Here is a 14,450-nt window from a genome sequence, read left to right as displayed (position 1 = left end):
ATGGTACTGCAGGGGGGACCCTGTGGGAGAGTAGGACGCCGCCGAACAATCATTCACAGAGAACCCCCACCCGATTCCGGGTGGGGGTTCTTTGCATTTCCGGGACGAGCGCGACGCATTTCCGGAAGCAGGGCGACCGGGGGTGCCCGTCCGGTCGATGCCACCGGTGGCCCGAAGGGCACCCGCAGCACCCCTCCAAGCCTCGCCTCAACCGTCAATATGCCGCTAAAACTGCCTGATCAGCGCCCTGATCGGTGGAGAATCACGGGCTACGCCGTAGTCTCCAAGGTGAGGGGAACAGGTGTCCGGGGTGGTCCCCCGGACGGGCCGGATCAAGAATGGTGCACATGGGACGCGGCAGGCTGCGGATCTACCTCGGGGCGGCGCCCGGGGTCGGCAAGACGTACGCCATGCTCTCCGAGGCACATCGGCGGCAGGAGCGCGGCACGGACGTGGTCGTCGGGTTCGTCGAGGACCACGGGCGGCGGCACACCGCGGAGCTGGTCGCCGGCCTGGAGGTCCTCCCGCGTCGTGAGCTGGTCCACCGGGGCGCCGTGTTCACCGAGATGGACCTGGACGCCGTCCTGGCACGCCGCCCTCAGGTGGTGCTGGTGGACGAGCTGGCGCACACCAACGTGCCCGGCTCCCGCACCGCGAAGCGCTGGCAGGACGTCGAGCAGCTGCTGGCGGCCGGCATCGACGTCATCTCGGCCGTGAACATCCAGCACCTGGAGTCGCTGGGCGACGTGGTCGAGGGCATCACCGGGGTCCGGCAGCGGGAAACCGTGCCGGACGAGGTGGTGCGGCGGGCCGACCAGCTCGAACTGGTCGACATGTCGCCGCAGGCCCTGCGCCGCCGCCTGGCCCACGGCAACGTGTACGCGCCGGAGAAGGTCGACGCGGCGCTCGCCAACTACTTCCGCCCCGGGAACCTGACCGCGCTGCGCGAGCTGGCGCTGCTCTGGACGGCCGACCGGGTCGACGAGTACCTCCAGAAGTACCGGGCCGAGCAGGGCATCGAGGGCACCTGGCAGGCCCGGGAGCGGATCGTGGTCGGGCTGACCGGCGGGCCCGAGGGGGCGACCCTGATCCGCCGGGCTGCCCGGATCGCCGCCCGGGGCTCCGGCGGCGAGCTGCTGGCCGTCCACATCTCCCGCTCGGACGGCCTGGCCGGCTCGGGATCGGGCTCCTCCCAGGCACTGATCGAGCAGCGGGCGCTGGTGGAGAGCCTGGGAGGCAGCTTCCACACCGTCCTCGGCGACGACCCCGCCGCCGGGCTGCTGGACTTCGCCCGCGGCGTGAACGCCACCCAGATCGTGCTGGGCACCAGCCGCCGTCCCGCCTGGCAGTACGTCTACGGCCCGGGTGTGGGCACCACCGTGACCCGGGCGTCCGGCGACATCGATGTGCACATCGTCACGCACGAGCAGGCCGCCAAGGGCCTGGGCCGGGTCCCGATCCGCCGGGTCACCGACCTCGGCCGGTCGCGGACGCTCGCGGGCTGGCTGATCGGTCTGGGCGGCCCGCCGCTGCTGGCACTGTTGCTCACCCACGTCGAGGGCCTCGGGCTCTCCACCGACATGCTGCTGTTCCTGTCGCTGACGGTCTGCGCGGCGCTGGTCGGCGGGCTCTTCCCGGCGATCGCCTCGGCGCTGGTCGGATCCTCGGCGCTGAACTACTACTTCGCGCCGCCGGTCCACACCTTCACCATCGACGAGCCGCAGAACATCATCGCGGTGGCGATCTTCACCGCCGTCGGCATCGCGGTCGCCTCCGTGGTCGACCTCGCCGCCCGGCGCACCCATCAGGCGGCCCGCAGCCAGACCGAGGCCCAGACGCTCAGCGCGCTGGCCGGCACGGTGCTGCGGGGCGTGCCGAGCGGGGACGGCGTCCTGACCGCGCTGCTGGAGCAGGTCCGGGAGACGTTCCAGCAGGACGCCGCCGCGTTGCTGGAGCGGCCCGACCCGCTCGGACCGTGGCAGTCGGTCGCGGCCGCCGGCCCGCGCCCGCCGCTCCGGCCGGAGACCGCCGACGTCGACGTCCCGGTCGGCGACGCCCTGGCGCTGGTGCTGCGCGGCCGGGTACTGCCCGCCGAGGACCGCCGGCTGCTCGGCGCCTTCGCCGCCCAGGCCGCCGTGGTGCTGGAGCGTCGCCGGCTGGCGGGGGAGGCCGCGGCCGCCCGCCGGGAGGCCGAGGGCAACCGGATCCGGACGGCATTGCTGGCCGCCGTCTCGCACGACCTGCGGACCCCGCTGGCGGGCATCAAGGCCTCGGTGACCTCGCTCCGTTCGGCGGACGTCGAGTGGGACGAGGCGGACGAGGCGGAGCTGCTGGCCGGGATCGAGGCCGGGGCCGACCGGCTCGACCACCTGATCAACAACCTGCTCGACATGAGCCGGCTCCAGACCGGCACCGTCACGCCGCTGATCCAGGAGACCGACCTGGACGAGGTGGTGCCGTTCGCCCTCGGCGGCGTGCCGGCGGAGGCCGTCCGGCTGGACGTCCCCGAGACGCTGCCGATGATCCGGGCCGACGGCGGACTGCTGGAGCGCTCGCTGGCCAACCTGGTCGAGAACGCCGTCAAGTACAGCCCGGACGGTGTGAAGGTGCTGGTCAAGGCCGACGCGCTGCACCCGAGCGGCGGCCGGGGCCGGGTCGAGCTGCGGATAGTCGACCGGGGGCCGGGAGTGCCCGAGGAGGCCAAGGAACGGATCTTCGCGCCGTTCCAGCGGTACGGCGACGCCCCGCGCGGGGCCGGGGTGGGCCTCGGGCTCGCGGTGGCGCGCGGCTTCGTCGAAGCGATGGACGGCACCGTCACGGCAGAGGACACCCCGGGTGGCGGCCTCACCATGGTCGTCACCCTGCCCGCCGTCGACCGCCCGCCGGAGCCGGCCGAGCCCGCCGTGACGGCCGCACCCGCCGGCGGCCTGCCACCCGGGCCGACGGACCGCCCGTCCGCCGTATGACCACCACTCTTCCGACAGCTGTGAAAGGCGGAGCCCGCATGACCCGGGTCCTCGTCGTGGACGACGAACCACAGATCGTCCGCGCGCTGGTGATCAACCTCAAGGCCCGAAAGTACGAGGTCGACGCGGCCCACGACGGCGCGAGCGCCCTGGAGCTGGCCGCCTCCCGCCACCCCGACGTGGTGGTCCTCGACCTCGGTCTGCCCGACATGGACGGCGTCGAGGTGATCAAGGGCCTGCGCGGCTGGACCAGGGTGCCGATCATCGTGCTCTCGGCCCGGCACGCCTCCGACGAGAAGGTCGAGGCGCTCGACGCGGGCGCCGACGACTACGTCACCAAGCCCTTCGGGATGGACGAGCTGCTCGCCCGGATGCGCGCCGCCGTCCGCCGGGCCGAGCCGGTGGCCGGTGAGGACGACTCGCTGGTGGTCACCGACAGCTTCACCGTCGACCTCGCGGCGAAGAAGGTCAACCGGGACGGCACCGACATCCGTCTGACTCCCACCGAGTGGCACCTGCTGGAGGTGCTGGTCCGCAACGCCGGCCGACTGGTCAGCCAGACCCAGCTGCTCCAGGAGGTCTGGGGTCCGGCCTACCGCACCGAGACCAACTACCTGCGGGTCTACCTCGCCCAGTTGCGCCGCAAGCTGGAGCGCGATCCTTCGCACCCGCGCCACTTCATCACCGAGCCGGGCATGGGCTACCGCTTCGAGAGCTGAGCTGCGGGGCGGTCCGGCCCCCGGGCGGCTCCACGGCCTGCCGCAGCGGCCCTCAAAACCGGTACCCTTCCGACATGAGTGGTGACATCAGCAGCGACCAGCCGCAGGGCCGCTTCCGCCGCATGCTCAACCGGCTGACCTCCTCCGCGGAGGAGCTGCAGGCGGAGGAGTTGCGCCAGGAGAGCGCGGCGGAGTCGGGCTGCACTCCGATCGCCCGCTGCGGGGACCGTGAACTGGTCACCGTCGCGGGCACCCTGCGCACGGTGACCCTCCGCCCGCGGGCCGGTGTGCCCGCGCTGGAGGCCGAGCTCTTCGACGGCACCGAGGCGCTGGACGTGGTCTGGCTCGGCCGTCGCTCGATCGCGGGCATAGAGCCGGGCCGCCGACTGGTGGCCAGCGGCCGGATCGGCCACGCACGCGGGCGCCGCGTGCTGTTCAACCCCCGCTACGAACTGCGTCCGGTCGGACACGGGAGCGAATGAGCGTGAGCAACCAGCCCGGCGGCGAGCCCGCCACCCAGTTCGGCGTGGTCGAGATCGCCCCCGGCGAGCAGGCGGCCCGTGAGGCCGCGTCCCGTGAGGTCGCCGCCCGCGAGGCGGCGTCCCGCGAGGCCGCCGACACCGTGATGAAGGCGTTCGGCGGTGTCCGCGGCATGATCGACATGACGCTGCCCGGCCTGGTCTTCATCGTCACGTACAACATCACCCACCAGGTCCCGGCGGCCGCCTGGGCCGCGCTCGGCCTGAGCGGCCTGTTCGTGGTGGCGCGCCTGGCCCGGCGGGAGACCGTCCAGCACGCCTTCAGCGGCGTCTTCGGGGTCGCCATCGGTGCCTGGATCTCGATGAAGACCGGCAAGGCGGAGAACTTCTACCTGCCCGGTCTGCTGTGGAACGTCGGCTACTGCATCGGCCTGGCCGTCTCGGCGCTGGTCCGCTGGCCGATGATCGGCCTGATGCTCGGCCCGATCACCGGGGAGATGTTCACCTGGCGCAAGGAGAACCCCGGGCGCCTCGCGGCCTACACCAAGGCCACCTGGGCCTGGGTGGTGATCATGGGCATCAAGCCGGTGATCCTCTTCCCGCTGTACTTCACCCACAACGTCAACCTGCTCGGCTGGCTGAAGGTCGCCCTGGGCATCCCGCCGATGCTGCTGGCGATGTACGTCACCTGGCAGATCCTGCTGAAGGCGCCGCCGCCCATCAAGGCGCAACTGGACGACGAGCCGGCCGAGGAGCCCGCCGAGGCACCTCCGGGGGACAGGTAGCGGCAGCCGCGTACCGCCGCGGAGCCCGCACACGACAGCGGGGCCCGCACTCGACCGAGTGCGGGCCCCGCTCGCGTCTGCCGACGGCGCCGGCCGCTACTGGGCGCCGGAGGTGGCGGAGAGCAGGTTCTCCAGCTCCTCCTCGCGCTCCTGGGCGGCCACGAAGAGCAGCTCGTCGCCGCCCTCCAGGGTGTCGTCCTTGCCCGGGGTGAGGACCCGGCCCTCGCGGATGATGGTCACCAGCGCGGTGTCCGGCGGCCAGGCGACGTCGCCGACCCGGGTGCCGACCAGCTCGGTGTCGCCCGCCAGGGTCAGCTCGACCAGGTTGGCGTTGCCCTGGCTGAAGCGCATCAGCCGGACCAGGTCGCCGACGCTGACCGCCTCCTCGACCAGGGCGGACATCAGGCGCGGGGTGGAGACGGCGACGTCCACGCCCCAGGACTCGTTGAAGAGCCACTCGTTCTTGGGGTTGTTCACCCGGGCGACCACCCGCGGCACGCCGTACTCGGTCTTCGCGAGCAGCGAGACGACCAGGTTGACCTTGTCGTCACCGGTGGCGGCGATCACCACGTGACAGCGCTGCAGCGCGGCCTCGTCCAGCGAGGTGATCTCGCAGGCGTCGGCCAGCAGCCACTCCGCCATGGGCACCCGCTCCACCGAGATGGAGTTCGGGTTCTTGTCGATCAGCAGGACCTCGTGGCCGTTCTCCAGCAGCTCGCTCGCGATCGAGCGGCCGACGGCACCGGCCCCGGCAATGGCGACCCGCATCAGTGACCCTCCTCCTTCGGCCCCTGGGCGAACGCGGCCTCGACCGCGGCCAGGTCGGCCCGGCGTGCCATGACGTGCACCAGGTCGCCCTCCTGCACCACCATCGCGGGCGTGGGCAGGACGCCCTCGCCGAGGCGGGTGACGAACGCCACCCGGGTGCCGGAGGCCTCCTCCAGCGCGCTGATCCGGTGGCCGACCCAGTGCGGGTCGTAGGCGACCTCGGCCAGCTGCACGGTGCCGCTCGGATCCTGCCAGAGCGGCTCGGAGCCGCTCGGCAGCAGCCGGCGCAGCATCTGGTCGGCCGTCCAGCGGACGGTGGCCACGGTCGGAATGCCCAGGCGCTGGTAGACCTCGGCACGCCGGGGGTCGTAGATCCGGGCCGCGACGTTCTCGACGCCGAAGTTCTCCCGGGCGACGCGGGCCGCGATGATGTTGGAGTTGTCACCGCTGGAGACGGCGGCGAACGCGCCGGCCTCCTCGATGCCCGCCTCCTTCAGGGTGTCCTGGTCGAAGCCGACACCCGTGACCCGGCGGCCGTTGAAGCCGGCGCCGAGGCGGCGGAAGGCCGTCGGGTCCTGGTCGACGACGGCGACCGAGTGGCCTTGTTTCTCAAGTGCTCTGGCGAGGGCGGAGCCCACGCGGCCGCAGCCCATGATGACGATGTGCACCGGTGCTACCTCACCCGTCCCGTTGGGTTCTTGACCTGCGCAAACACCGTTCATCTTCCTTTCCCGCCCCGCCGTCCGGGGTGAGCGTCCTCGTGGTGCTCGGCGCGACAACCTGAGTGTTGCCCGCCTGCTCGTATCCGACACGCTAGCCGGTCCACCGAACACAGTCGCGACGAAGGGGGGGCCGCAAGTCGGCCCACCGGGCTAAGAGCCCCTACGATTCCTTAACGTGCCTATGCCGACTGACCTTCCGAAACGCATCCTGATCGGGCGTGCGCTGCGCAGCGACAAGCTCGGGGAAACGCTGCTCCCCAAGCGCATCGCGCTGCCCGTCTTCGCCTCGGACGCGCTCTCCTCGGTCGCGTACGCGCCCGAAGAGATCCTGCTGACGCTCTCCCTGGCGGGTGCCTCGGCCATTCACTTCTCGTGGCAGATCGGCGTCGTCGTCGCCGTCGTGATGCTCGCCGTGGTGGCCTCGTACCGGCAGAACGTGCACGCGTACCCGAGCGGCGGTGGCGACTACGAGGTCGCCACCGTGAACCACGGCCCGAACTCCGGCCTGGTGGTCGCGAGCGCGCTGATGGTCGACTACATCCTCACCGTCGCGGTCTCCACCACCTCCGGGGTGGCCAACGTGGTGTCCGCGGTGCCCTCGCTGCGCGGCCACGAGCTGACCCTCTCGGTCGTCGTGGTCATCGTGCTGATGGGCATCAACCTGCGCGGCGTCCGCGAGTCCGGCAGCGCCTTCGCCGTCCCGACGTACGCCTTCATGGTCGGCGTGATCGGCATGGTGGTGTACGGCGTGGTCCGGCACTTCGGCCTGGGCCAGGAGATGCCCGCCGAGAGCTCCGGGTTCCACCTGGAGGCGACGCCCGGCAACGAGTCGCTGGCCGGCTTCGCGATGGTGTTCCTGCTGCTCAAGGCGTTCTCCTCGGGCTGCGCCGCGCTGACCGGCGTCGAGGCGATCTCCAACGGTGTGCCGGCCTTCCGCAAGCCCAAGAGCAAGAACGCGGCGACCACGCTGCTGATGATGGCGTCGATCGCCGTCGTGATGTTCATGGGCATCATCTGGCTGGCCCGCCTCACCGGTGTCCAGATGGCCGAGGACCCCGCCGAGCAGCTGGTCGGCGCGGGCAGCGGTTACCACCAGAAGACCGCGCTGGCCCAGATCAGCGAGGCCGTCTTCTCGAACTTCACGCCCGGCTTCTACTTCGTGGCCGCCGTCACCGGCCTGATCCTCGTGCTGGCCGCCAACACCGCCTTCAACGGCTTCCCGGTACTCGGCTCGATCCTGGCCCAGGACCGCTACCTGCCGCGTCAGCTGCACACCCGCGGGGACCGGCTGGCCTTCTCCAACGGCATCATCCTGCTGGCGCTGGCGGCGATCCTGTTCATCATCGCCTTCGACGCCGACCCGACCCGGCTCATCCAGCTGTACATCGTCGGCGTCTTCGTCTCCTTCAACATGAGCCAGTCCGGCATGATCCGGCACTGGACCAGGCACCTGCGCACCGAGACCGACCCGGCCAAGCGCCGCCACATGCAGCGCAGCCGGGCGATCAACACCTTCGGCCTGGTGATGACCATGGCCGTGCTGATCGTCGTCCTCGCCACCAAGATCAGCCACGCCTGGATCGCGATCGCCGCGATGGTCGTGCTGTTCGTGATGATGAAGGCGATCCGCCGGCACTACGACCGGATCTCCGAGGAGCTGGTCGCCGCCGAGGAGCCGGACGACGTGGTGCTGCCCACCCGGGTGCACGCCATCGTGCTGGTCTCCAAGCTGCACAAGCCGGCGCTGCGCGCCCTGGCGTACGCGCGGCTGGCCCGCGCCCACACGCTGGAGGCCGTCACCGTCAACGTCGACCCGGCGGACACCGCGGCGCTGCGTGCGGAGTGGGACGAGCGCGGCATCGAGGTGCCGCTCAAGGTGCTCGACTCGCCGTTCCGCGAGGTCACCGGGCCGGTGCTGGACTACGTGAAGAACCTGCGCCGCAGCAGCCCGCGCGACGTGGTGTCGGTCTACATCCCCGAGTACGTGGTCGGCCACTGGTACGAGCACCTGCTGCACAACCAGAGCGCGCTGCGGCTCAAGGGGCGCCTGCTGTTCAAGCCCGGGGTGATGGTCACCTCGGTGCCCTGGCAGCTGGAGTCCTCCGAGCGGCGCAAGCCGCAGAAGGCCTGGTCGGCGCCGGGTGCCGTCCGCCGTGGTGAGCCGCGGGCGCCGAAGGCCGTAAAGTCGAAGGTCTCCGCACAGCCCGACGACACCGCTGACAGCAGCAAGGACTCCTCCCAGTGACCCGCAACACCCCGCCCCGCTCCAACGGCTCCTCGGGCTCCTCGTCGAAGGGCTCGTCCTCGAAGGGCGCCCGCAAGGGCGGCGCCGGCAAGCCCGGGCAGGTCGCCCGGCCGCGCTGGGGCAAGCCCGTGCGCCCGGCCGCCACCGACCGCGACGGCTTCACCGCGCAGACCGCCCCGCTCGCGCCGAGCGAGCAGGCCCCGGAGCCCGCCGCCGCCGAGCGCCCCGCCCCGGCGCAGGCCCGCAAGGACAAGCCCAAGGAGAAGCCCAAGGAGAAGCCCAAGGAGGGGGCCCGCCCGCGCAAGCAGGCCGTCCGCCCGCCGAAGGTGCTGCGCACTCCTCGCGCGCCGCGTGCCGAGGCCGCCCCCAAGGGGCCCGGCGGCGACCCGCTGGTCGGCGAGCGCTACGAGGTCGAGGTCGGCGCGGTCGCGCACGGCGGCGGCCACTGCGTCGCCCGCCACGAGGGCCGGGTGCTGTTCGTCCGGCACGCGCTGCCCGGCGAGAAGGTGATCGCCCAGGTCACCGAGGGCACCACGAAGTCGCGCTTCCTGCGTGCCGACGCGGTGGAGATCCTGGAACCCGCCAAGGACCGGATCACCCCGCCCTGCCCGTTCTCCGGGCCGGGCAAGTGCGGCGGCTGCGACTGGCAGCACGTCACCCCGGGCGGGCAGCGCAAGCTCAAGGTGCAGGTGCTCACCGAGCAGTTGGCCAAGCTGGCGGGCCTCACCCCGGCCGAGGCCGGCTGGGACGGCAGCGTCGAGCCGGTCGGCGGCAAGCTGCCGGCCGGCGAGGTGCCGGCCTGGCGCACCCGGGTGCAGTACGCGGTGGACCCGGAGAGCGGCAAGGTCGGGCTGCGCAAGCACCGCTCGCACGACCTCCAGCCGATCGACCGCTGCCTGATCGCCGCCGAGGGCGTCACGGAGCTCGGCATCGAGGCCCGCGACTGGCCGGGCGTGGCCACCGTCGAGGTGATCGCCGCCGCCGGCTCCTCGGACCGCCAGGTCGTGCTGACCCCGCGGCCCGGCGCCCAGCTGCCGCTGGTCGAGCTCGACAAGCCGGTGTCGATCGCCCGGATCGACGAGCACGACAACATCCACAAGGTGCACGGCCGGTCCTTCGTCCGTGAGCGCGCGGCCGGCCGGACCTGGCGGGTCAGCAACGGCGGCTTCTGGCAGATCCACCCGGAGGCGCCGGACACCCTGGTCGACGCCGTGCTGGACGGCCTGGACCCGCAGTGGGGCGAGAACGCGCTCGACCTGTACTGCGGCGTGGGGCTGTTCGCGGGCGCGCTGGCCGACCGGGTCGGCGAGGACGGCGCGGTGCTCGGCATCGAGTCCTCCAAGCAGGCCGTGGTCGACGCCCGGCACAACCTGGCGGTGCTGGACAACGTCCGGATCGAGTGCGACAAGGTGGAGACGCTGCTGCCGCGCACCGGTATCACCGCCACCGACCTGATCGTCCTGGACCCGCCGCGCGCGGGCGCCGGGCGGGAGACCGTCGCGCACCTGGCCGGGCTCTCGGCCCGCCGGATCGCCTACGTCGCCTGTGACCCGGCCGCGCTCGCCCGGGACCTCGCGTACTTCCGCGAGGGCGGCTACCGGCCGGTCTCGCTGCGGGCCTTCGACCTGTTCCCGATGACCCACCACTTCGAGTGCGTGGCGATCCTGGAGCCGATCGGGGAGTAGCCGAGGCTCTTCGCAGTACGCGCAGGCGGCATCCGGGCGCTCCGGGTGCCGCCTGCCGGCGTCTGCGGGCCGGTCCGGTGTGCACGGCCGGGCCGGGCCGTCCGGCCCGAAGGCCCTCCGAGCCGGGGTGGCCGGCCCGAACGGCCTTCCGAGCCGGGGTGGTCGGCCCGAACGGCCCGGTACGAGTGGCCGCTCGGGCACCACCGTCGGGCCGGCTTCAGCCGGAGGGCGCGCCCACGGTGCCGGCCACCCCGGTGCCGCGCTCGGCCTCCGGCGCGGCCGGGGTCGGCATCGTCCCGGCGGGCAGGCCCTGGCCGCGCAGGTGGCAGCAGATGGCCCGGAGGACGGCGATGCCGGGCTTCTCGTGGTCCTCCGCGGGCCAGACCACGCCGAAGTCGCAGGGCACCAGCCCCTCCACCGGCCGGTAGCGGACGTCCGGGCGGGGGAAGAGCTCGGCCGCGACGGCCGGCAGGAAGGCGATCGCCCCGTCGAAGGAGACCGCGGAGAGCAGGGACTCCACCCGGGTGATCTGGTGCCCGCTGTAGCGGACCCTGCTGCCGTCGGGCCGCGGGTCCACCGCCCAGAAGTTCCGTTCGGAGGGGGACACCTCCGGCGCGAGGCCGACCATCGGCCGGTCGGCGAGGTCCGCGAGCCGCAGCGCCGGCCGCCGGGCCAGCGGGTCGGAGGCGGCCACGCAGACCACCCGCGACTCGGTGGTGAGGGGCTCGGCGTGGAAGCCCTCGGGTGCGGGCAGGTAGACGAACGCGGCGTCGATCTTCCCGATCGCGAGGGCGGTGGTCTGCTCGACCAGGTCCAGGACGTGGAAGTCCACTTCCAGGCCGGGGTGCAGCGTGGTGAGCGCGGCGATCACGCGGCGGGTGGCGGCCAGGGCGGCGGCGCAGTCGGTCAACCCCAGCCGCAGGGTCAGCCCGTCGCCGTCGCCGTCGCCGGGCGAGTGGCGTGCGGCGTCTCGCAGTTCGTCCGCCGCGTCCACCACGTTCCGGACGAGTGGAAGCAGGGCGTGCCCAAGGGGCGTCAACGTCACTTTCCTGCTCGTCCGGGTGAACAGCTGCACCCCCAGCCGACGTTCGAGGGTGCGGATCTGCTGACTGAGGGCGGGCTGGGTCAGGTAGAGCCGTGCGGCGGCGCGGCCGAAATGCAGCTCCTCGGCCAGCGTCAGCAGAGATCGCAGTTGGTGAACCGCCGGGTCGTCCACGCCGACCATCGCCGTTGCCTCCCATCGCCCCGGAGCTGGCTCCGCCATCCATCAAGCATGCTAATCGATAGATGATTGCGCGGAGCCTTGCCAGCGGGGGAAGCTGACGTTGCCTCAGTGAGATCGCGGGAGAATCCGGTACGGCGTGGCCGGGGTGGCCGAAAACCGGCCGACCGATTCTTTCGGCCTGCCCCGATCCACCCGCGGACGCGGAGGCGCGGCCGTCGTTTCGGCGAGAACGGCCGTCGGCGGCCGGACGTCCACTGGGCACGACTGATCCTGACGGTCCGTTGCGAGCCACCGGGCACCATCCCAGAAGCGGTTCCGTGCCGCCCGGCGCGGACACGAATTCAGGAGCGGTGAAATGAGTGTGCAATCAGGAATTCCGCCCGAGTCCGCCACGTGCGGATCGCACGACTCCGGCTTCGCGCCCCGACGGGCATGTTGTCTGGAGGAGTGTTGAACCACGACACCACGGGGGAGCCGTCCGCCCGGACGGCATCGGAGCGAGTACTCGAACTGCTCTACCGGTACCAGCGGATCGACGAGGCGCTGGCGGTCGAACCGGCCGGCGGGGCGGACGGCACGGCGACTTCGGGAAATGCGCGGTGCGAGGCGTGCTCCGAAGTCCACCGGGCCAGGATGGAGCGCTTCACCGCACGCGATGAGCCCATCCATTTCGTGGTGCCGGCCTTTCCGGCGAAGTCCCCGAACCAGGGCAAGGTGCTCGGCGCGCTGCCGGACCTCGGCGAGCAGCTGGCGGTCGGCTTCCTGCAGTCGCTCTGCGACTACGTGCGGCACTTCTACGGGCCGGGCGCCCGGGTCACGATCTGCTCGGACGGCCACGTCTTCGGCGACGTGGTCGGGGTGAGCGACGGGGCGGTGACCGCCTACCGGCAGGTCCTCGCGGACATGATCGGCACCTCGCACTGGTCGGCGCTGGACCTCTTCGGCCTGGACGACGCGTTCGGCAGCCTCGACTACCCGAAGATGCGGCGCGTTCTGGAGGAGAACTACTCCGCGACGCTGGAAGAACTCAAGGAGAACGTCCGCACCGACCGGAACACGCGCGCGCTGTTCAACGGAATACACCGCTTCATGTTCGAGGACGCGGTGGCGCGCCAGGGCGGCGAGACGACCCGGAACCAGCTCCGGAAGAACTCCAAGGACGCCGCCTACCAGACCATTCTCCGGAGCAACGCGTGGAGCCGGCTGGTCGCCGAGAAATTCCCCGACGCGATACGCCTGTCGATACACCCGCAGCCCCCGCACTCCGAGAAGTTCGGGCTCCAGCTCATGCCGACCAAGGACGGCTGGCTGACCCCGTGGCACGGCGTGGTGCTCGACGACGGCGTCAGCCGCTACCTGGTGAAGCGGTGGGACGCGGAAAACCTCCAGGCCTCCGTCGTCTGGCGGGACGGCCGACCCAGCCATTTCGTCGCCCCGCATCTCGCCGCCCGCCCCTAGGGCCGCCATCCCCAGAAAGGAGGACAACGCGCCATGACGACTCCCATGCCCTCGGCCGCGGATCTGCGCCACATTCCGCTCCGCCCGTTCGGCCGCGTGGTCGAAGCCCCCGGCGGAAACGCCCGGATCGCCGACATTCCGGTGGACACGCTGGCCCGCTGGACCGAGGAATCGCGGGTCCTGGTGCTCCGCGGATTCTCGCTCCTCGGAAAGCAGGAATTCGCCGACTACTGCCGGAAGTGGGGCGAAGTCCTGAAGTGGGAGCCGGGCGAGGTCATCGACCTGGTGGTCGAGGACAATCCCCGGAACTACCTGTTCGCCAGCGGCGACGTGCCGTTCCACTGGGACGGCGCCTTCGTCGAGGCCGATCCGCGGTACTTCTTCTTCCAGTGCCTGGACGCGACCCCGGGGGCCGGCGGGGAGACCGTCTTCTCCGACACCACCGCCGTCTACCGGGACGCCGACCCCGAGCTGCGCGACCTCTGGGCGCGGATCAGCGTCACCTACACCACCGAGAAGATGGTGCACTACGGCGGCGAGGTCACCGAGAAGCTCGTGGCCCGGCACCCCGGCACCGGTGTGCCCGTGCTGCGCTTCGCCGAGCCGCTGGACCCCGCGGTGTACAAGAACCCGGTGTCCGTCCGGGTCGACGGCATCGACGGCGCGAAGGCCGAGGAGTTCGTCGCCTCGATGGCGGAACGGCTGCACCGCCCCGCCTACTGCTACGCCCACGACTGGCGCCGGGGCGACATCGTGATCGCCGACAACATCGCGCTGGTGCACGGGCGCAACGCCTTCAACGGGCCGACCTCCCGCCATCTGCAGCGGGTCGAGGTCATCTGACCCGCTGCGGTCGGCTCCGACACTCCCGACGACTCCGACGACTCCCGTCATCACCCGTCAACGCCCGGAGGCCACCATTTCCGGCACAGGTGGAGCGAGAACATGAGTATTGGCATTGTGGGAACCGGGATATCCGGTCTTCATCTGGCGCTGAGGCTGCGGCAGTTCGGCATCGACGCCACGCTGTACACGGCCCAGGAGCCCGACGACATCCGCAGCGGGCCGCCGTTGAACTTTGTCACTCGATTCGACTCCACCCGGGAACGGGAATCCGCGCTCGGCGTCACCGAATGGTCCTCGGCGGCGTACGACAACGCGTGGATGCACCTGAACCTGGAAGGCCCGGACGGGCTCTCCTTCCGCGGCCGGCTCCCGAAGCCGGCCAGCTCGGTCGACTTCCGGATGTATCTCGCCACGCTGCTGGAGGAGTACCGGCGGCGTGGCGGGAACCCGGTCCGGCTGCGGGTGGCCGACCGGACCGGGCTGGAACGGCTGGCCGGGGGGCCCCCCCCCAGGGGGGCTGGGGGGCCGGGGGGGGGCGGGGGGGGCGCGGGC

Annotated in this window: 11 protein-coding genes and 1 pseudogene; 9 read left to right on the top strand and 3 right to left on the bottom strand. The window is 71.8% G+C overall.

Features of this window, described 5'->3' with window-relative positions:
* The first annotated feature begins 347 nt into the window (after positions 1-347).
* From AB0J08_RS31665 to AB0J08_RS31650, 4 genes are all read left to right on the top strand, one after another.
* The gene (locus AB0J08_RS31665; protein WP_360641292.1) at positions 348-2,966 is read left to right on the top strand and encodes a sensor histidine kinase KdpD; all 2,619 of its coding nucleotides are present in this window, start codon (positions 348-350) and stop codon (positions 2,964-2,966) included.
* A 38-nt stretch (positions 2,967-3,004) separates the two neighbouring features.
* Positions 3,005-3,685, top strand: a complete 681-nt coding sequence (locus AB0J08_RS31660) for a response regulator (RefSeq protein WP_360641291.1) — start codon at positions 3,005-3,007, stop codon at positions 3,683-3,685.
* A gap of 74 nt (positions 3,686-3,759) precedes the next feature.
* Positions 3,760-4,167, top strand: coding sequence for an OB-fold nucleic acid binding domain-containing protein (locus AB0J08_RS31655; protein WP_360641290.1), 408 nt, complete (start codon positions 3,760-3,762; stop codon positions 4,165-4,167).
* A 2-nt stretch (positions 4,168-4,169) separates the two neighbouring features.
* On the top strand, positions 4,170-4,949 hold the full coding sequence (locus tag AB0J08_RS31650) for a DUF3159 domain-containing protein (protein WP_360641289.1): 780 nt from the start codon (positions 4,170-4,172) through the stop codon (positions 4,947-4,949).
* Positions 4,950-5,045: 96 nt separating this feature from the next.
* Here the strand turns inward: AB0J08_RS31650 and AB0J08_RS31645 are convergent, their stop codons facing one another.
* Positions 5,046-5,717 (bottom strand): TrkA family potassium uptake protein, encoded by a 672-nt coding sequence (locus AB0J08_RS31645; protein ID WP_360641288.1) that lies wholly within the window; start codon positions 5,715-5,717, stop codon positions 5,046-5,048.
* Entirely contained in the window at positions 5,717-6,385 is a 669-nt protein-coding gene (locus tag AB0J08_RS31640; RefSeq protein ID WP_360641287.1) for a TrkA family potassium uptake protein, read from the bottom strand. Before AB0J08_RS31640 ends, AB0J08_RS31645 begins: the two co-directional genes overlap by 1 nt.
* 229 nt (positions 6,386-6,614) lie before the next feature.
* Here AB0J08_RS31640 and AB0J08_RS31635 point away from each other — a divergent pair, with 229 nt between their 5' ends.
* Positions 6,615-8,684: an APC family permease gene (locus AB0J08_RS31635; RefSeq protein ID WP_360641286.1), complete on the top strand. Its 2,070-nt coding sequence runs from the start codon at positions 6,615-6,617 to the stop codon at positions 8,682-8,684.
* Between the two features lie 329 nt (positions 8,685-9,013).
* The gene (locus AB0J08_RS31630; RefSeq protein ID WP_360641293.1) at positions 9,014-10,369 is read left to right on the top strand and encodes a class I SAM-dependent RNA methyltransferase; all 1,356 of its coding nucleotides are present in this window, start codon (positions 9,014-9,016) and stop codon (positions 10,367-10,369) included.
* 217 nt (positions 10,370-10,586) lie between these two features.
* On the opposite strand, the gene AB0J08_RS31625 is transcribed toward AB0J08_RS31630, so the two are convergent.
* Entirely contained in the window at positions 10,587-11,633 is a 1,047-nt protein-coding gene (locus AB0J08_RS31625) for a LysR family transcriptional regulator (protein WP_360641285.1), read from the bottom strand.
* 411 nt (positions 11,634-12,044) lie between these two features.
* Between AB0J08_RS31625 and AB0J08_RS31620 the strand changes: the two genes are divergently transcribed.
* The 3 genes and pseudogenes from AB0J08_RS31620 to AB0J08_RS31610 form a co-directional block, all read left to right on the top strand.
* Complete coding sequence (locus AB0J08_RS31620; protein WP_360641284.1) at positions 12,045-13,052, top strand: isocyanide synthase family protein; 1,008 nt, start codon at positions 12,045-12,047, stop codon at positions 13,050-13,052.
* A gap of 33 nt (positions 13,053-13,085) precedes the next feature.
* Positions 13,086-13,895, top strand: a complete 810-nt coding sequence (locus AB0J08_RS31615; RefSeq protein WP_360641283.1) for a TauD/TfdA family dioxygenase — start codon at positions 13,086-13,088, stop codon at positions 13,893-13,895.
* 102 nt (positions 13,896-13,997) lie between these two features.
* Positions 13,998-14,450, top strand: a pseudogene (locus AB0J08_RS31610) (hypothetical protein); the annotation flags it as partial.

Source organism: Kitasatospora sp. NPDC050463, assembly GCF_040655255.1.
GTDB lineage: Bacteria > Actinomycetota > Actinomycetes > Streptomycetales > Streptomycetaceae > Kitasatospora.
Note: the sequence above shows the minus strand (reverse complement) of the source record. Positions and strands in the feature narration are given on the sequence as shown.